This is a genomic window from Phytohabitans kaempferiae, assembly GCF_042433955.1.
GTDB lineage: Bacteria > Actinomycetota > Actinomycetes > Mycobacteriales > Micromonosporaceae > Phytohabitans > Phytohabitans kaempferiae.
Genome location: NZ_JBHLUH010000009.1, coordinates 386,751 through 403,581, shown reverse-complemented (window position 1 = coordinate 403,581; position 16,831 = coordinate 386,751). Strand labels below are relative to the sequence as shown.

Below are 16,831 nucleotides of genomic sequence, written 5' to 3'. Positions count from 1 at the left end.
GGCGAGCGTGGGTCGGTGGATCTCTCGCGGGGCGCGGTCAGATGAGCGTGCGTTCCAGGGTCTCGGGGGCGAACAGCTCCTCGGGCGCCAGCAGCCGCTTGGCGAGCCCTTGCTCGTACGAGTAGCGCAGGAAGGTCTCCAGGGTCGCCCGGTTGGCCTCCAGGCCGTACGGCCAGAAGTCCGGGCCCATCAGCGCCACGGTCTCCTCGGCCGCGTCCACCGTCCACGGCAGCGCGTACTTGAGGGCGGTCACCTCGCGGATCGCGCCGTACACGCGGTCCTTGGCGGCGGTGAACGCGTCCAGCAGCGAGCGGGCGATCCAGCGGTTGGCCTCGTACACGTCCCGGCGCAGCACGACCGTGTGCATGATCGGGAAGATGCCGGTCGCGCGGAAGTACACCCGCTCGGCCGCCGTGGGGTCGGCGAAGAGCCGCCGCACCGGGCCGGACGGGCCAAACGAGCGCGGCGCCCGGGCGGTGTAGAGCGCGTCGACCTCACCCGAGACGAGCAGCCCGTCGAGTGTCTCGCGCGGGTCGATCGGGCGCACGTCGAAGCGCTCGGGCAGGTCCAGCCGCAGCTTCTCCGGCCGGCCGGCGTCGTGCAGCCCGCCGGTGCGGTAGCGCACCGCGTCGACCGGGAGGCCGTGGTGCTCGGCGAGGATGCCGCGGATCCACACCGCCGCGGTCAGCTGGTACTCCGGTACGCCCACGACCCGACCGGCCAGGTCGGCCGGCGCGCTGACCTCGGCGCGCGGGCCGACGTAGATCGAGCCGTGCCGGAAGACCCGCGACGGGAACGCCGGGATCGCCACGAACGGCGGCTCGTCGGCGAAGAGCGACAGCACGTACGAGGAGAGCGACATCTCCGCCACGTCGAACTCGGCGTACCGCAGCATCCGGAAGAACGACTCCTCGGGCGGCAGCGGCAGGTAGGTCAGGTCGATTCCGTCGACCGCCACGGTGCCGTCGCGCAGCGCCGCCGTCCGGTCGTAGTCCCAGCAGGAAAGGCTCAACCGAAGCTTGCTCACTGTGTCTCCTGGTTCGCTCGCTCGTGCGGCGCCAAAGGCGACGTCTTCCCTCGCGGCCCCGAAAGACCACCCCACGAAAACGCTCCGCTGCGCTCCACGTTTACGCGGGGGCCCCGGACCCCGACTTCGTCGGCGGGACCGCTCAGTCCAGACGCCGCCGCGCCAACTCGCTCCTTCACAGGAACGCCGCACCTCCATCCACGTTGACGCACTGTCCGGTCATGAAGTCGCTGTCCGGGCCGGCCAGGAACGCCACCACGCCGACCAGGTCCGCCGGTACCTGGCGGCGCTTGACGGCCTGCCGGTCGACGATCCGGGCGGCCTGTTCCGCCGTCACGGTCGCCCGCGGCACCTCGGTCTCGGTCGAGCCCGGCAGCACCGCGTTGACGGTGATCCCGTCCGGCCCCAGCTCGGTCGCGAGCGAGCGGGTCATCCCGATGACCGCCGCCTTGGAGGTGACGTAGTGCAGGTACCGGGGGCGGCCGAGCAGCACGGCGGCCGAGGAGATGTTGACGATCCTCCCGTGGCCGGCGCGCCGCATCAACGGCGTCGCCGCCCGGGAGCAGAGGAACGGCCCGCGCACGTTGACCGCCATCACCAGGTCCCACTCCGGCACGCCGATCTCCTCGAACGGGCGCATCTCCAAAGTGGAGAAGACGGCGGCGTTGTTGACGAGGATGTCGATCCCGCCGAACGCACCGGCGACCGTGTCCACCATGGACGCCACGCTCGCCTCGTCGGCCACGTCGACCGGTACGGCCAGCGCCGCCACGCCGATCTCGCCGGCGACGGTACGGGCCGCCTCCGCGTTGCGGTCGGCCACCGCGACGCGCGCCCCTTCCTGGGCCAGCCGGTGGGCGAACGCGCGGCCCAGCCCCTGCCCGGCACCGGTGACGACCGCGACCCGGCCGGCGAGCCGTCCCGGTGTCTCAGCCATCGGTCAGCCGGGCCAGCTCGACCCGCGCGTCCAGCGGCTGCCACCACGGGTCGAGGCCGAGGTCGCGCGCGATCAGGCCGGCGCAGATGTACCCCGCCCCGCCGCTGATCGCCCCGTTCGGATGGGTCGCCGAGCCGGCCAGGTACAGGTTCGGCAGCGGCGTGCGGTAGCCGAAGTGGTTGTGCAGCACCTGGTCGCCGCTGAGCGCGCCCATGAAGATGTCGCCGTGCCGCATGTTGATCAGGTGCTGGGAGTACTCGTGTGCGGTGTACGTGTACGTTCCGAGGATGTTGTCGTCGGTGAGGTTGGGCGCGTACTCGCGCCACTTCTCGATGATCGCCCGGGTCGTGGACTCCTGGATGGCCTTGAGATTCTCGTGGTCGCCGTCCGGTGCCCAGGGCACGACGTGCCAGGCGTACGCGGTGTGCCGCCCCGGTGGCGCCTGCTTCGGGTCGAGCACGCTCAGCGCCCCCGCGCCGAACTGCACGCGCCGCGGGACCCGCCCCTGCTCGACGTCGTCGTGCGCGTCCATCAGGCTCTGGATCGTCTCGGAGCCGACGTTGTACTTCAGCGCCTTGTTGAGGTTGGGGTCGAACTTCGCGGCCGCGTAGTCCGGCGCCTCGCGCAGCGCCAGGTGCACGCCGAAGAGCGTCCATCCGGTGTACCGGAAACCGTCCAGCCGGTCGAGGAAGGCGGCCGGGAGCTGGTCGCGGCCGATCATGTCCTCGAAGGTCTGGTGCACGTCGAGCGTGCTCGCCACGAACTGCCGGGCCCGCAGGTGCCGGCCGTCGGCCAACTCGACGCCAGTGGCCCGCCCGCCCTCGACCACGATCCGGTTGACGTGCGCCTGGTTGACGAAGTGCCCGCCGGCCGCCACGAACGCCTCCATCAGGCCGCGGGCAAGGTTCCAGCTGCCGCCTTCGCACAGCTCGTACCCGGTCGTGAGGTCGAACGCGCGGATCAGCGAGCCGAGCGGGCTGTGCGTGCCCAGCGCCTCGTGCAGCACCGTGCCGAAGAGCGAGAGCTTGAACAGGAACAGCACCTTGACCCGCTCGTCGTGGAAAAGCTCCTCCACGACCTCGCCGGGCTGGCGCCGGGTCAGCGCCAGAAACTCGCGCCCGATCGCGCTGCGCCCTAGAATCTCGTCCCGCTCCGCCGCGCCGAGCGGCTCGCTGTACCGCTCGCGCAGGAAGATGCGCTGGGTCATCTCCTCGGCCTTGGCGTTCCACTCGCGGAACGTCTCGGCGTCCCGCTTGTCGAAGCGGGCGATGCTGGCCAGCGTCTCCTCCAGGTCGCGGGAGAAGACCAGTGCGGTGCCGTCGGCGTGGGGCTGGGCGAACTCGTACCGGGGCGTGACGTACCGGACCCGGGCGGAGAGCCCCAGGTCGTTGAACCAGGGGGTCGAGGTGATGCTGAAGTGGTTGACCGAGTGGAGGTTGTGGTAGAAGCCGGGCAGCGTGCGTTCCTCTGTGGACAGCCCGCCGCCGTACTGTAGGCGGCGCTCGACGAGCAGGATCCGCAGCCCTTGCCGGGCCAGGTAGCCGCCGAGGATCAGGCCGTGCTGCCCGGCGCCGATGATGATGCCGTCGTAGCTGTCACTCGAGTCCACGGTAGACCCTTTCCGGCGGTCCGATGTGGACGGACACCGCCTTGTCCTGGGTGAACGAACGGAGTTCCTCGACGCTCTCCTCGCGCCCCAGCCCGGAGTCCTTGACCCCGCCGAAGGGGAGTCCGGCGAAGTGCCGGGAGGCGGTGTTGACCCACACGTAGCCGGCGTCGACGTCGCGGGCGACGTGGTGTGCCCGGGCCAGGTCGCGGGTCCAGACGCTCGCGGTCAGGCCGTACGGCGCGCGGTTGACCAGCTCCACCGCGTCGGCGATCCGGCGGAACGGGGTGACCGACAGCACCGGCCCGAAGATTTCCTCGCGGGCCAGCGGCGAGGTCGGCGGCACGTCCACGAACACGGTCGGCTCGACGTACGCCGCCGGCCCGTCGGGCGCGCCGCCGCCGCAGGCCAGCCGCAGCCCTTCGGCGCGGCCCTGGGCGATGTAGCCGGCAACGCGGTCGCGGTGCGCCGCGGTCACCATCGTGCCCATCTCGGTGGCCGGGTCGAGCGGGTCACCGACCCGGACCGCGCGGGCGCCCTCGACCACGCGGGCCACCACGTCGTCCACGATGGACTCGTGGACGAGCAGCCACGAGGTGGAGCCGCAGGACTGGCCGCCGGTCCAGTGGAAGTTCATGCCGGTGACCGCGCCGGCGCCGGCCGCCTCGACGTCGGCGTCGTCCAGCACCAGCATCGGGTTCTTGCCGCCCAGCTCCAGCGTGACCGCCTTGATGCCGGCGTTCGCGGCGCCGCGCAGCACGGCCTGCCCGGTGGCGACGCTGCCGGTGAACGCGACCCGCCGCACGCCGGGATGGGCGACCAGCGCCTGTCCCACGCTCGCGCCGTGGCCGGTGAGCACGTTGACCGTGCCCGGCGGCAGCAGCTCGGCCACCAGCTCGCCCAGCCGCAGCGCGGAGAGCGGGGTCTGGTCCGGCGCCTTGAGCACCACCGCGTTGCCGGCCACCAACGGGGCGGCGAGCTTGCCGGCGGCGAACATCAGCGGATGGTTGTACGGGACGATCCGGGCCACCACGCCGTACGGCTCGCGGAGCGTGTAGTGCAGGTGGTCGGGGCCGGAGACGTGGGTCTGCCCGCCGAGCCGGTCGGCCCAGTCGGCGAAGAGTTCGAGCTGCTCGCAGGCGAGGTCGACGTCCTTGGTCATCGCGGTGACCGGGTTGCCGCCGTCGAGCGCGTCGAGCCGGCCCAGCTCGTCGCGGTGCGTGCGCAGGAGGCCGGCGACGGCGCGCAGCGTGGCCGCCCGTTCCCGGGGCGGGACCCGCCGCCAGCTCGCCGAGGCGGCCTCGGCCGCGGTGACCGCCCGGTCCACGTCCGCCGCCGTGGCCGCCGGCACGGTCGTGAGGAGTTCGCCGGTGACCGGGGAGCGGGTCTCGTACTCCGCGCCGCCCTCGGCCCCGACCAGCTCGCCGCCGATCAGCATCCGCCATTTGCGATCGAGGTCCATCAACGCCTCCCGGTCGGGTACGGCCCGTGGGCGCGGGCCGGGCTGGAGGCGCGCTGGTCCGGTGCAGCGCCGTACAGCCAGTCGGTCGCGCCGTAGTCGGTGGGGGAGCGGCCGGCCAGCCCGTCGTCGCGAAGTGCCGCGGTGAGCCCGTCCGCGTGCCACAGGTCGCCCCAGACCCGGGCGTTGCGCTGGACCCGCGCGGTGTGTGGCGCCCGTTCGGCCGTGTACGCGGCCAGCGCGGCGGCCAGGTCGTCCGGCTGGGCGGCCACCGCGCGGGCGAGCGCGTCGGCGTCCTCCAGGGCCTGGCAGGCGCCCTGCGCGAGGTACTGGAGCATGGGGTGGGCCGCGTCGCCGAGCAGCGCGACCCGGTCACCGGCGACCCAGCGGTCGATCGGCTCGCGGTCGTACATCGGCCACCGGGCGTCCAGGCGCAGGTCCTCGGCCGCGCCGCGTACGTGCGGGCAGGCGGTGTCGAAGGCTTGCGCCAGCTCGTCCGGGCCGCCCCAGTCGGCGGCGCCCTGCCGGTACCGCTCACTGCGGAAGACCGCGACCTGGTTGTAGAGCGCACCGGCGCGCAGCGTGTACTGCACGAAGTGGACGCCGGGCCCGATCCAGGCCACCACGTCGTCGAGGTCGGCCCGGTGGCGGGCGCTGTCGATGGGGATGGCGCCGCGGTACGCGACGTAGCCGCTGCAGATCGGCTCGTCGTCGCTCAGCAGCGCGCGCAGCCGCGAGTGCAGGCCGTCGGCGGCGACCACCGCGAGGCAGCGGTTGGTGCGCCCGTCCGCCGAGCGGACCGTGACGCCGTCCGCGTCGGGTACGACCTCGGTGACGTCGCGCGCCGGTTCGAGCGCCACGCCCGCCTTCCGGCAGCCCTCCAGCAGCAGGTCGTGCAGGTCGCTGCGGTGGGCGACGACGTAGGGGGCGCCGTACCGCTCCAGGAAGGGTGTGCCGAGGTCGAGCCAGGCCAGCTCGGTGCCGCGCAGCGCGTCGGCGAGGACCAGCCGGCTGGGCCGGTGCCCGACCGCCAGCAGGCGGTCCAGCAGCCCCCAGCGATCCAGCAGCCGCGTGGCGTTCGGCGCGAGCTGGAGGCCGGCGCCGATCTCGGCGAACCGCGACGCGCGTTCGAGGACGCGGACCTGGCGCCCGGCGACCGCGAGCGCGAGCGCGGCGGCGAGGCCACCGATGCCGCCGCCGACCACCACGAACTCGTCGATGTCACCACCGTCCGTAGGCATGCCGGGAACGTAACGCGGTTCTGGCAAGGAGAATGGTGGGGCGCCGTGCTTTTCTCCTCAGCAGAACAAGGCCTCGTGTCCCGGGACGCCGCCGGCGCACGCTGGTGTACCAAGCGCTTGTTAGGTAGGCTGCGGGCATGCATCGACACGGTCCGCAGGCGGTCATCGTGGCGGCGGCCCGGTCGCCGATCGGCCGCGCGCGCAAGGGTTCCCTGGCCGACGTCCGCGCGGACGACCTCGCGGTGGCGATGGCCGACGCGGCGCTGGCGCAGGTGCCCGCGCTCGACCGGACGGCGATCGAGGACGTGCTGCTCGGCTGCGCGCAGCCCGCCGGCGAGCAGGGGTACAACCTCGGCCGGATGGTGGCGATCGGCCTCGGGCTCGACGGCACCGCCGGCACGACCGTCAACCGGTACTGCGCTTCCTCGCTCCAGACCACGCGGATGGCGGCGCACGCCATCAGGGCGGGGGAGGGGCACGCCTTCCTCTCGGTCGGCGTGGAGAGCGTGTCCCGGTACGGCGCCGGCAAGTCCGACGGAGCGCCGGGCAGCCACAACCCCCGGTACGCGGAGGCGCAGGAGCGCACCGGCCGGCGGGCGACCGGCAGCGAGGCGCCGTGGACCGACCCGCGCGACGCGGGCGAACTGCCGGACGCGTACGTGGCGATGGGGCAGACCGCGGAGAACGTGGCCGAGCTGTGCGGCGTGACCCGCGCCGAGCAGGACGAGTACGCCGCGCTGAGCCAGAACCGCGCGGAGAAGGCGATCGCGGACGGCTTCTGGGCCGCCGACATCACGCCGGTGACGCTGCCGGACGGGCGCGTGGTCACGGCTGACGACGGCCCGAGGCCGGGCGTGCGGCGCGAGGCGCTGGCCGCGCTCGACCCGGTATTCCGGCCGAACGGCACGGTCACCGCCGGCAACTGCTGCCCGCTCAACGACGGCGCCGCCGCGCTGGTCGTGATGAGCGATTCCCGCGCGGCCGAGCTCGGCCTCACGCCGTTGGCCCGGATCGTCTCCACGGCTGTCTCCGCGCTCAGCCCGGAGGTCATGGGGCTCGGGCCGGTGGAGGCCAGCCGGCGAGCGCTCGACCTTGCCGGGCTCGGCGTCGCCGACATCGACCTGGTGGAGATGAACGAGGCGTTCGCCGCACAGGTGGTGCCCGCCTGCCGCCAGCTCGGGCTGGAGCTGGACAAGGTGAACGTCCATGGTGGAGCGATCGCGGTCGGGCATCCGTTCGGCATGACCGGCGCCCGGATCACCACGACGCTGATCCACGCACTGCGCGACGCCGACCGGCAGTTCGGGCTGGAGACGATGTGCACGGCCGGCGGCCAGGGCATGGCGATGGTGCTCGAACGCCTCTCCTGACCCCCGCACGTCCATCTTGCCCGTCCCAAGGCCGGATCCGAGCTACCGCGATGCCCGCCGCGCTACAGACCGCCGCTCCCGCGGCCTCACCTTCCGCGTGCCCACGATCTAGAGATCTTTCGCGGTCGATGTTCGCGCTTTGCGTCGCGGTTCGATTCCGGCGTGACTGAGGGGAGCTGCCGCGATGCCCGTCGCGCTCCGGGCCGCTGCTCCCGCGGCCTCGCCCTCCGCGTCCCCACGATCCCGGCCCAGCCCAACGTGGACGGGCCTCGGTCCCGGGCGGTCGGGTCGGGTCTGCGTTCAACAGAGCTGTCGAGCTGGGCGCACCAACGCGCCCAATCGCCGGCACGCTCCCTCAGTTGCGCGATAGGTCGGGATAGTTCGTTGGACCGGCGGCCCGGTATACCCACCAGGCAGGGCGACCCCCGGATCAAGACGAGCCATGGCTGCTATGACGCCACAGGTCGCCTAGACCCCGCAGCCTCGCCGCGAGAACCGTGTTCACTGGCGTGTGGGGCGCTGGCTCGCCGCGTCGGCGTGCGGCCTGACGGCCGGGCCTCCACATCGAAAGCCGGTCAGCCCGCTCGCGCGTGCCCACACCGGCCCTGTTGTCACGCCGCCGCCCGGCCTGGTCGCCTTCGCAAAAAGGGGGGCTATGTCAGGGACATAGACCCTTGCGGCCGGTTTGAAAGGGCTATGTCCCCGACAACGCCCACACACACCCCGCCGGATCCGGCGCCGCTGGCCCACCAGACCCAGCATCCACACCACCAGCCCCAGCATCCGGCGACCGTCCCGGCGGTTGGGCGCACCGGTGCGCCCAGCTCGACAGCTTCTCCCACAGACGACACGTGGTCCGAACGCGGCCCAGCCACGCGACCACCTCGACCCCGAAACCTCTCTAGACCCGGCCCAACGCGGGCCTCGGTCCCGGGCTGACCATCCGGTGGACTTTGGGGTCCTCACTCACGAAAGGGTGTTGTTCGCGCCCAGGCGAGCCCCCTTTCGGCGATGACCATGGGATGTGCGACGACATTCCGGGCGAAACCTGCGGCAGACACCATGGTCACCGCCGCAGAACCCATGATCATCCTGACGGGGCCGCGATGACCGATCTGCGGCTAGCTCGACGCGCGTGGATGCTGTGCGATCCACTCAGAACTCGGCCCCGAAGGCTTGCTAGTACATCGCTCGGCCGCCGGAGAGGTCGAAGACCGCCCCGGTGGTGTAGGAGACCTCGGCGCAGCAGAGGTACGCGGTCATCGCGGCCACCTCCTCCGGCTCGGCCAGGCGGCCCATCGGCGGGGGCGGCACCTTGCCGTCCGCCGCGGAGAGCGGGACGCTCCCGAGGATGTCGGTGTTGCCGACGCCGCCGGGCGTGATGCAGTTGACCACGACGCCGGTGCGCGCCAGCTCCTTGCCGACCGACTTGGTCATGCCGACGACGCCGGCCTTCGAGGCGGCGTACGCGGGCATCATCGGGTTGCCCTCCTTGCCGGAGATGGAGGCGATGTTGACGATCCGGCCCCGGCCCCGCGCGACCATCTGCGGCAGCACCACGTGGGTCATCCGGTACGTGCCCATCAGGTTGATGTCGACCACGCGCTGGAAGTCGTCCTCGGGGTACTCGGCCGTGGGCAGGATGGGGCCCATGATGCCGGCGTTGTTGACGAGGATGTCGATGCCGCCGAGCTCGGCGTCGACCCGGGCGACGGCGGCGCGCACGTCGGCGGTGGAGCGCACGTCGCAGCGTACGGCGATGGCACGGCTGCCCTCAGGCCCCGCGTCGAGGGCGGCGGCCGCCGCGGCCGCGCCCTCCTCGTCGACGTCGAGCAGCGCGACGTGGCAGCCCTCGGCGGCGAGCCGGGCCGCGATCGCCCGGCCGATGCCGGCGGCGGCGCCGGTCACCACCGCGCGGTCGCCGGTCAAGTCGTACCTGATCATCGAGACCTCCAGGCGGGCTAGTCGGTGCGGCCGGGCCAGAGGTCGGCGATGAGCGGCCGGACCTGCTCGGCGAACCGGTCGGCCTGCTCCAGCAGGTCGGCGGTCGTGGGGCCGGGGGGCGGGGCGAGCTGGAGGTGCCCGACGCCCAGGTCGTGGTAGCGGCGGATGCTGTCCGCGATCTTCTGGGGCGAGCCGATGCACGGCTGGTCGCCGCCGTCCGCGTCGGTGACCTGGAAGCGCAGCCGGTGCGCGAAGGTGAACTCCGCGTCGGAGCGGTCGGCCCGCCGTAACAGGTCCCGCAGGGTCGCGTGCATCTCGGCGGTGGCCTCCGGCGTCTGGTACACGCCGAGCCAGCCGCTGCCGCGAGTGGCCGCCCGGCGCAGCGCGGGGCGGGAGACGCCGCCGATCCAGATCGGGATGTGCGGTTTCTGCACCGGCCGGGGGTTGTACTGGAGGCCCGGCGGGAGCGTGTAGAACCGGCCGGTGTAGGACGGGCTCGGGTCCTGCCAGATGACCTTCATGATGTCGAGGTACTCGTCGGTGACCGCCCCGCGGTGCGCGTAGTCCGCCCCCAGCGCCTCGAACGCCTCCTTGAGCCAGCCGACTCCGGCGGCGAGGATGATGCGCCCCTCGGAGAGCACGTCGAGCGTGGCGAGCATCTTCGCGGTGAGCACCGGATTGCGGTACGGGATGACGAGCACGCCGACGCCGATGCGCACCTTCGAGGTGCGGCCGGCGAGGAAGCTCATCGTCGTGATGGCCTCGAACGTCGGGTCGCCGGAGCGGACGTTGTTTCCCTCGCCCGCGTTGTCGTCGGCCCGGCCGGTGTTCGCGCGGTATCCGAGTGGATGCGAAGCGGCGGACTTGTCGGGGAACAGGACATGGTCGGCGACCCAGATGGCGCCGAAGCCGATCCGTTCGGCCCGTTCGACCGCGTACCGGAACGTGTCGATGTTGACGGCGACGCCTTCGCTGTAGCGGTCGCCGACGGCGTACGAGTCGAGTCCGAAACCGTGGTGGACGTTTGGGATGTCCCAGCCGAACTCCATCGTCGGGCCTCCTTCCGTGGCCGGAAACAGCCGGCCTGATGGCCCCGCGGAGATGATCAGTGCGTGGTGTATCGGGAAGCTACATACGGCGTGCGGCCCATGTCAACGGGGCGCTTCAGCAGTGTTAACGGCTCGTTGACAAAGCAAGCGCTTTGTTGGTAACTTCGCGGCACGCAGCGGTCCAAGGAGCCCAGCATGAGCGTGCTTCGAACCAAGACCTTGGCTGCATTCGTACTGACCGGCACCCTGCTCGCCGCATGCGGCGGGGGCGGCACAGAAACGACGGCCAACCCTTCAAACCCAACTGAAAACGATGCGACCTGCACCGCCGACCGTGTCGGCGGCAGCGTGACGATGGGCGTGCTCTCCGAGGCAAAGGGCCTCGACCCGACGGTCACCGGCGGCACCGGCCGCACCGGCGACACCGAGTTGGCCGCCATCTATGACACCTTGATGCGCTACGACCAGAAGTCGGGCAAGGTCGTGCCGCAGGTGGCGGAATCACTGTCCACGGCAGACAATCTCAACTGGGTCCTGAAGCTTCGCCCAAACGTCAAGTACAGCAACGGTGAGACGCTCACCGCGGCCGACGTGAAGGCGAACATCGAGCGGACCAAGACCGGTACGAACGCGACCCCGCGCTCGCTGGCGGCGACCGTCGCCTCCGCCGACCCGGTCGACGACCTCACCCTGAACATCAAGCTGACGTCGCCGTTCGGTGGCTTCCCGGCGGTACTCGCGGGCGGTACCGGCATGATCGTCAACCCCCGCGTCGTGGCCTCGATGAGTCCCGACGAGCTCAACAAGATGCCGACCGGAGCCGGGGTCGGCCCGTTCGTCCCGGAGAAGTACGCGCCCGGCGAGGAGATCGTGCTCAAGGCGCGCACCGACTACTGGGGCGGCCCGGTCTGCATCGAGCAGCTGCGGTTCGTCTTCATCAGCGGGGCCGCGGCCACGTACGAGGCGCTCCAGCAGGACGAGATCCAGCTCGGCTTCCTGCGCGAGCCAATGGTGATCGGCCAGGCGAAGGAGGCGGGCTACACCGGCTACTCGCAGGTGCAGAACGCGGGCGAGGCGCTCGCGCTCAACTCCGGCGTGCAGGGCTCGAACCCTCCGACCACCGATCCCCGGGTGCGGCTGGCGATCCAGCTCGCGCTCGACACGACCCTCATCGACCAGCGGGCCAACAGCGGCAAGGGCCTGCCCACGCCCGACCTCATCCACGCCAACTCCCCGCTGGCACTCGGGGAGAAGGGCGTGGCGCACGACCCGGCCAAGGCGGCGGCGCTCGTCGCGGAGGTGAAGGCGGAGAAGGGCTGGGACGGCTCGGTCGACTTCGCCTGCGACGGCTCGCCCGTACGGCAGGAGACCGCTCTTGTCGTCCAGGCGCAGCTGACCCAGGCCGGGTTCAAGGTGAACTTCACCGGCAACCTCCAGCTCTCCGACCTCGTGACCCGCGTGCTGACCACCAGCAACTACAACATCTCCTGCTGGGGCCTGAACGTGAACGACGAGAACCCGTGGGTCGGGCTGGACCAGTTCCGCAGCGACAGCCAGTCGAACTACCTCGGCTACAAGAATCCCGCCGTGGACCAGGCGATCGCCGACCTCAAGGCGGCCACGGACGTCGAGGGGCAGAAGAAGGCACTCGGCGCGATCCAGACCGCGTGGCAGACCGACCCCGGCGTCGCGGTGCTGGCCGGCATCGAGAACTTCATCGCCTACTCGAAGCAACTGCGCGGCATGAAGTCGTCGGCGAGCAACGTGCTGCTGTTCGACAAGGCGTTCCTGGAGAAGTGAAGCGAGGTCCCTCCCGCCGGCGACGGCGGGAGGGACCGGCACAGTCGGGAGGCATCGCATGGCAGCCGTCCTCATCGTCCAGGTCGAGATCGACCCGGCCGACGACGAAGAGTTCAACCGCTGGTACGACGAGGAGCACGTGCCGGAGAAGCTCGCCTCGCCGGGCTTCGTCAGCGCCCGGCGGTTCCGGGCGCACGACCACGAGGCCAGGTACCTGGTGATCTACGAGCTGGAGACGCCGGAGGCGGCGACCACTCCGGCGTACATGCGCCAGGAGCCCTCCGAGTGGAGCAAGTCGATCATGGCGCGGTGGAAGGACTGGAACCGCGCGGTCTGGGTCGACCTGAAACCCGACGCGGCGGCGACCGCGGAGTCATGATCATGCGAGAAGTGCGGTACGGCGGCATTCGGGAGGCCGGCTGATGGCGGAGAGTTTCGACGTGGTCGTCGTGGGGTCGGGCGCGAGCGGCCTGACCGCCGCGCTCAGCGCCGCGGCCCGCGGGCGCACGGTGCTGGTGCTGGAGAAGGCGCCGGTCTTCGGCGGCACCAGCGTGGTCTCGGGCGGCTCGATCTGGGCGCCGGCCAACAAGTACGCGGCCAAGGTGGGCGCGCGGGACGACCGCGAGGACGCGCTGGCCTACCTGCGCGCGCTCACGCTCGACCGGGTCCCCGAGGAGCTGCTGGTCCGGTACGTCGACACGGTCAATCCGATGCTCGACTTCCTGGAGGGCGAGACCGGCCTGGAGTTCACGCCCAACATGGAGCACCCCGACTACCAGCCCGGCCTGGCCGGCGCGCGGTCCGGCGGGCGCACCATCCAGGTCGGGCTCTACGACTCCAAGCGGCTCGGCGAGACCCGCACCGACCTGCGCCGTACGCACAGCACCGTGCCGATCACCAAGCACGAGCTGGACGAGTGGGGCATGGACACGCTCGACCGGTGGGACTGGGCGCTGATCGCCGAGCGCACCAAGAACCACGTCGTCGGCATGGGCGCGGCCCTGATCGGCGAGCTGCTGGAGGCGTGCCTGCGCCACGGCGTGAAGGTGCGCACCGCCGCCCCCGCGCGCGAGCTGGTGCGCGAGGGGGACCGGGTCGTGGGCGTGGTGGCCGACGGGCCGGACGGTCCCGAGCGGATCGCCGCGCGGCTCGGCGTCGTACTGGCCAGCGGCGGCTTCGAGTGGAACGAGACCTACGTCGACCGCTTCCTCGGCGTCCCGATGCGGGCCGCCGGCAGCCCTCCGGCGAACGAGGGCGACGGGCTGCGGATGGCGATGTCGGTCGGCGCCGCGCTGGGCAACATGACCGAGGCGTGGTGGTGCCCGATGCTCGACGTGGTCGGCGACACGTACGACGGCAAGCCGCTGCACCGCACCACCAGCGGCATCCGTACGCTGCCCGGCAGCCTGATCGTCAACCGCCGGGGGCGCCGCTTCGTCAACGAGGCGATGAACTACAACGACTTCGGCAAGGCCCTGGCGCACTTCGACCCGGTGTCGTACGAGTACGAGAACCTGCCGTGCTGGCTGGTCTTCGACGCGAAGTACCGCGCCTCGTACTCGGTCGGCACGCTGACGCCGGACGCGCCCAAGCCGGACTGGGTCTTCGAGGCGGCCACGCTGGCGGAGCTGGCCCGCGCGATCGGCGTCGACGAGGCCGGCCTGGCCGACGAGGTGGCCCGCTTCAACGAGAACGCGGCCAAGGGCGTCGACCCCGACTTCCACCGCGGCGAATCGACGTACGACCGGTACCGGGGCGACCGCAACAACCAGCCGCACCGCAACCTCGGCCCGCTCGGCGACGGCCCGTACTTCGCGGTGGAGCTGCACCTGGGCTGCATCGGCACCAAGGGCGGACCGGTGGTCGACCGCGACGGGCAGGTGCTCGACGCGTCGGAGCGACCGCTGCCCGGCCTGTACGCCTGCGGCAACGTCGCGGCGAGCGTGTTCGGCCCGGCCTATCCCGGCGCCGGCGCCACGCTCGGTGCCGGCATGACCATGGGGTACGCCATCGGGCAGGCGATCTGATGGCCGAGCCGCTGCTGGAGTTTCTGGTGACGACCGAGCTGCGGCCGGTGGTCGGGCTCGCGCCGGAGGAGCGGGCCCGGCTCTACCGGGAGGAGCGCGAGCGCGGCTTCGAGCTGGCCCGCTCGGGCGCCATCCGGCAGATCTGGCGCATCCCCGGCGCGCCGTACCGCACGGTGTCGATCCGGGTCGCGCCGACCGTCGCGGCCCTCCAGGCCGACCTGGAGTCCCTGCCGCTCTTCGACTGGCTGAAGATCGAGGTCACCCCGCTGGCCGCGCACCCGCTGTCCGAGCCACCACCGGCATGACCACGGCCGCGCCGCTGCTCGACGTGAGCCACCAGAGCGTGTACCTCACCTCGCCGGCCGGCGAGGTGTGCCCGGTCGACGATGTCTCCTTCACGCTCGACCGGGGCGAGACGCTCGGTGTGGTGGGCGAGTCGGGCAGCGGCAAGTCGATGCTGGTCCGGTCGCTGATGAACATCCTGCCGGCCGGCGGGCGGCTGGGCGAGCGCTCGGCCGTCCACTTCGAGGGGCGCGACCTGCGGCACCGCTCACGCCGGGAGGCGCGGCACTTCTGGGGCACGCACGTGGCGATGGTCTTCCAGGACCCGATGACCTCGCTCAACCCCGTGCGTACGATCGGCGCCCAGCTCGCCGACCCGCTCCGGTACCACCTGGGGCTGGGCCGCCGCGAGGTGCACCGGCGCAGTGTGGCGCTGCTGGAGCGGGTCGAGATCCCGGACCCGGTGCGCCGGCTGCGCCAGTACCCGCACGAGCTGTCCGGCGGGATGCGGCAGCGGGTCACCATCGCGATCGCGCTCTCCTGCGACCCGCGGCTGCTCATCGCCGACGAGCCGACCACCGCGCTCGACGTGACCGTGCAGCGGCAGATCCTCGACCTGCTCGACGGGCTGCGCCGCGAGCGCGGGATGGCGATGATCCTGATCAGCCACGACCTGCTGCTGGTGGGCGACCACGCCGACCGTGTGGCGGTGATGTACGCCGGCCGGTTCGTGGAGACCTCGCCGGCGGCCGAGTTGCAGCGGGCGCCGGCGCATCCGTACACGAGCGCGCTGCTCGCCTCGATCCCCCGCGTCGACAAGCCGAGCCAGGGTCCACTCCGGACGATCGAGGGGCGTCCGCCGAGGCTGGACGCGCTCCCTTCCGGCTGCGCGTTCGGGCCCCGGTGCCCGCGGGCCGACAGCGCGTGCGAGGCCGCCCCGCCGCTGGCCGTCACCGGTGAGCAGCGCGCCGCGGCCTGCCACCATCCTTTGTCGACAGTCACGGCGGGAGGCGCCTGATGGCCGGGGTTGGCGACGCCCAACTGCGCGACGGGGCCGCCCTGCTGCGGGTGACCGACCTGGAGGTGGACTACCCCACCAAGGAGGGCGTCGTCCGCGCGGTCTCCGGCGTCTCGTTCGACGTGCTGCGCGGCGAGACCGTGGGCCTGGTGGGGGAGTCCGGCTGCGGCAAGTCGACCACCGGGCGGGCGATCCTGCGGCTGCCGGCGCCGAGCCGGGGCTCGGTGCACTTCGACGGCGTGGAGGTTACCGCGCTCTCCTTCGAGCGGATGCGCGAGCTTCGTGGCCGCCTCCAAATGATCTTCCAGGACCCGATCTCGTCGCTGAACCCGCGCCGCCGCGTGAGGGACATCGTCGCCGAGGGCCTGGTGATCCGGGGCGGCGGTGGGCGGGCGGAGGTGGCCGAGCGGGTCGCCAAGGCGCTCGACGACGTCGGCCTGGACCCGGCGACCGCAGGCTCGCGGCGCCCCTCGGAGTTTTCCGGCGGGCAGTGCCAGCGCATCTGCATCGCCCGCGTGCTCGTGCTGGAGCCCGAGCTGATCGTCTGCGACGAGCCGGTGTCCGCATTGGACGTTTCCGTGCAGGCGCAGATCCTCAACCTGCTCGCCTCGGTCAAAGCCAGCTACGGGCTGTCGCTGCTGTTCATCTCGCACGACCTGTCGGTGGTACGGCACATCTGCGACCGGGTCGTGGTCATGTACCTCGGCCGGGTCTGCGAGGTGGGGCCGACCGAGCGCGTCTTCCAGCGGCCGGCGCATCCGTACACGCGGCTGCTGATGGAGTCGGTGCCGGGCGCGGCGGCGGACCGCCCGCCGGGCGACCGGGCCAAGGCCGAGCTGCCGTCGGTGCTGGCGCCGCCGAGCGGCTGCTACTTCCGCACGCGCTGCCCGCTCGCGGTGGACCGGTGCGCCACGGAGACGCCGGTGACCCGCGAGGTGGCCCCGGGCCAGTACGTGGCCTGCCACCTGGCCGAGGCGTAGCCGCCCGCTCCCGCGCGGGCGTGTCGCTCAGCGGGCGCTGCGGTGCCAGGAGCGGCGCAGGCGCTCGCCCTCGCGTGGCCGTGTCGCTCAG

At 72.1% G+C, this 16,831-nt stretch carries 14 protein-coding genes; 7 read left to right on the top strand and 7 right to left on the bottom strand.

Features of this window, described 5'->3' with window-relative positions; translation table 11 throughout:
• Positions 1–37 precede the first annotated feature (37 nt).
• From ACFFIA_RS08510 to ACFFIA_RS08490, 5 genes are all read right to left on the bottom strand, one after another.
• A complete protein-coding gene (locus tag ACFFIA_RS08510) occupies positions 38–1,027 on the bottom strand; it encodes a substrate-binding domain-containing protein (RefSeq protein WP_377248107.1) in 990 nt (329 codons plus the stop codon).
• Between the two features lie 175 nt (positions 1,028–1,202).
• A complete protein-coding gene (locus ACFFIA_RS08505; RefSeq protein WP_377248104.1) occupies positions 1,203–1,964 on the bottom strand; it encodes an SDR family NAD(P)-dependent oxidoreductase in 762 nt (253 codons plus the stop codon).
• On the bottom strand, positions 1,957–3,573 hold the full coding sequence (locus ACFFIA_RS08500) for a phytoene desaturase family protein (RefSeq protein ID WP_377248101.1): 1,617 nt from the start codon (positions 3,571–3,573) through the stop codon (positions 1,957–1,959). The genes ACFFIA_RS08505 and ACFFIA_RS08500 overlap by 8 nt, the downstream gene beginning before the upstream one ends.
• Complete coding sequence (locus tag ACFFIA_RS08495) at positions 3,560–5,032, bottom strand: aldehyde dehydrogenase family protein (protein ID WP_377248098.1); 1,473 nt, start codon at positions 5,030–5,032, stop codon at positions 3,560–3,562. Before ACFFIA_RS08495 ends, ACFFIA_RS08500 begins: the two co-directional genes overlap by 14 nt.
• The gene (locus ACFFIA_RS08490; RefSeq protein WP_377248095.1) at positions 5,032–6,270 is read right to left on the bottom strand and encodes an FAD-dependent monooxygenase; all 1,239 of its coding nucleotides are present in this window, start codon (positions 6,268–6,270) and stop codon (positions 5,032–5,034) included. Before ACFFIA_RS08490 ends, ACFFIA_RS08495 begins: the two co-directional genes overlap by 1 nt.
• Before the next feature lie 137 nt (positions 6,271–6,407).
• Here ACFFIA_RS08490 and ACFFIA_RS08485 point away from each other — a divergent pair, with 137 nt between their 5' ends.
• Entirely contained in the window at positions 6,408–7,640 is a 1,233-nt protein-coding gene (locus ACFFIA_RS08485) for an acetyl-CoA C-acetyltransferase (protein ID WP_377248092.1), read from the top strand.
• A gap of 1,179 nt (positions 7,641–8,819) precedes the next feature.
• Here ACFFIA_RS08485 and ACFFIA_RS08480 read toward each other — a convergent pair.
• Positions 8,820–9,584, bottom strand: a complete 765-nt coding sequence (locus tag ACFFIA_RS08480) for an SDR family NAD(P)-dependent oxidoreductase (RefSeq protein WP_377248089.1) — start codon at positions 9,582–9,584, stop codon at positions 8,820–8,822.
• Positions 9,585–9,601: 17 nt separating this feature from the next.
• Positions 9,602–10,633: a TIGR03619 family F420-dependent LLM class oxidoreductase gene (locus ACFFIA_RS08475; RefSeq protein WP_377248086.1), complete on the bottom strand. Its 1,032-nt coding sequence runs from the start codon at positions 10,631–10,633 to the stop codon at positions 9,602–9,604.
• 195 nt (positions 10,634–10,828) lie between these two features.
• Between ACFFIA_RS08475 and ACFFIA_RS08470 the strand changes: the two genes are divergently transcribed.
• From ACFFIA_RS08470 to ACFFIA_RS08445, 6 genes are read left to right on the top strand one after another with little or no spacing between them, the layout of a single operon-like run.
• Positions 10,829–12,433 (top strand): ABC transporter substrate-binding protein, encoded by a 1,605-nt coding sequence (locus tag ACFFIA_RS08470; protein ID WP_377248083.1) that lies wholly within the window; start codon positions 10,829–10,831, stop codon positions 12,431–12,433.
• A gap of 58 nt (positions 12,434–12,491) precedes the next feature.
• A complete protein-coding gene (locus ACFFIA_RS08465) occupies positions 12,492–12,812 on the top strand; it encodes a DUF4286 family protein (RefSeq protein ID WP_377248080.1) in 321 nt (106 codons plus the stop codon).
• A gap of 43 nt (positions 12,813–12,855) precedes the next feature.
• Positions 12,856–14,460 carry an FAD-dependent oxidoreductase gene (locus ACFFIA_RS08460; RefSeq protein WP_377248077.1) on the top strand — a complete coding sequence of 535 codons (1,605 nt, stop codon included), beginning with the start codon at positions 12,856–12,858 and terminating at the stop codon, positions 14,458–14,460.
• The gene (locus ACFFIA_RS08455) at positions 14,460–14,765 is read left to right on the top strand and encodes a muconolactone Delta-isomerase family protein (RefSeq protein ID WP_377248074.1); all 306 of its coding nucleotides are present in this window, start codon (positions 14,460–14,462) and stop codon (positions 14,763–14,765) included. Before ACFFIA_RS08460 ends, ACFFIA_RS08455 begins: the two co-directional genes overlap by 1 nt.
• A complete protein-coding gene (locus ACFFIA_RS08450) occupies positions 14,762–15,760 on the top strand; it encodes an ABC transporter ATP-binding protein (protein WP_377248071.1) in 999 nt (332 codons plus the stop codon). Before ACFFIA_RS08455 ends, ACFFIA_RS08450 begins: the two co-directional genes overlap by 4 nt.
• On the top strand, positions 15,760–16,740 hold the full coding sequence (locus tag ACFFIA_RS08445) for an ABC transporter ATP-binding protein (RefSeq protein ID WP_377248068.1): 981 nt from the start codon (positions 15,760–15,762) through the stop codon (positions 16,738–16,740). Before ACFFIA_RS08450 ends, ACFFIA_RS08445 begins: the two co-directional genes overlap by 1 nt.
• Positions 16,741–16,831: the final 91 nt, after the last annotated feature.

What these genes read in the sequence shown, in the direction of transcription:
- ACFFIA_RS08460 (WP_377248077.1), top strand. Translation starts at nt 12,856, where the DNA reads ATGGCGGAGAGTTTCGACGTGGTCGTCGTGGGGTCGGGCGCGAGCGGC.
- ACFFIA_RS08470 (WP_377248083.1), top strand. Translation starts at nt 10,829, where the DNA reads ATGAGCGTGCTTCGAACCAAGACCTTGGCTGCATTCGTACTGACCGGC.
- ACFFIA_RS08455 (WP_377248074.1), top strand. Translation starts at nt 14,460, where the DNA reads ATGGCCGAGCCGCTGCTGGAGTTTCTGGTGACGACCGAGCTGCGGCCG.
- ACFFIA_RS08480 (WP_377248089.1), bottom strand. Translation starts at nt 9,584, where the DNA reads ATGATCAGGTACGACTTGACCGGCGACCGCGCGGTGGTGACCGGCGCC.
- ACFFIA_RS08450 (WP_377248071.1), top strand. Translation starts at nt 14,762, where the DNA reads ATGACCACGGCCGCGCCGCTGCTCGACGTGAGCCACCAGAGCGTGTAC.
- ACFFIA_RS08445 (WP_377248068.1), top strand. Translation starts at nt 15,760, where the DNA reads ATGGCCGGGGTTGGCGACGCCCAACTGCGCGACGGGGCCGCCCTGCTG.
- ACFFIA_RS08505 (WP_377248104.1), bottom strand. Translation starts at nt 1,964, where the DNA reads ATGGCTGAGACACCGGGACGGCTCGCCGGCCGGGTCGCGGTCGTCACC.
- ACFFIA_RS08485 (WP_377248092.1), top strand. Translation starts at nt 6,408, where the DNA reads ATGCATCGACACGGTCCGCAGGCGGTCATCGTGGCGGCGGCCCGGTCG.
- ACFFIA_RS08475 (WP_377248086.1), bottom strand. Translation starts at nt 10,633, where the DNA reads ATGGAGTTCGGCTGGGACATCCCAAACGTCCACCACGGTTTCGGACTC.
- ACFFIA_RS08490 (WP_377248095.1), bottom strand. Translation starts at nt 6,270, where the DNA reads ATGCCTACGGACGGTGGTGACATCGACGAGTTCGTGGTGGTCGGCGGC.
- ACFFIA_RS08465 (WP_377248080.1), top strand. Translation starts at nt 12,492, where the DNA reads ATGGCAGCCGTCCTCATCGTCCAGGTCGAGATCGACCCGGCCGACGAC.
- ACFFIA_RS08495 (WP_377248098.1), bottom strand. Translation starts at nt 5,032, where the DNA reads ATGGACCTCGATCGCAAATGGCGGATGCTGATCGGCGGCGAGCTGGTC.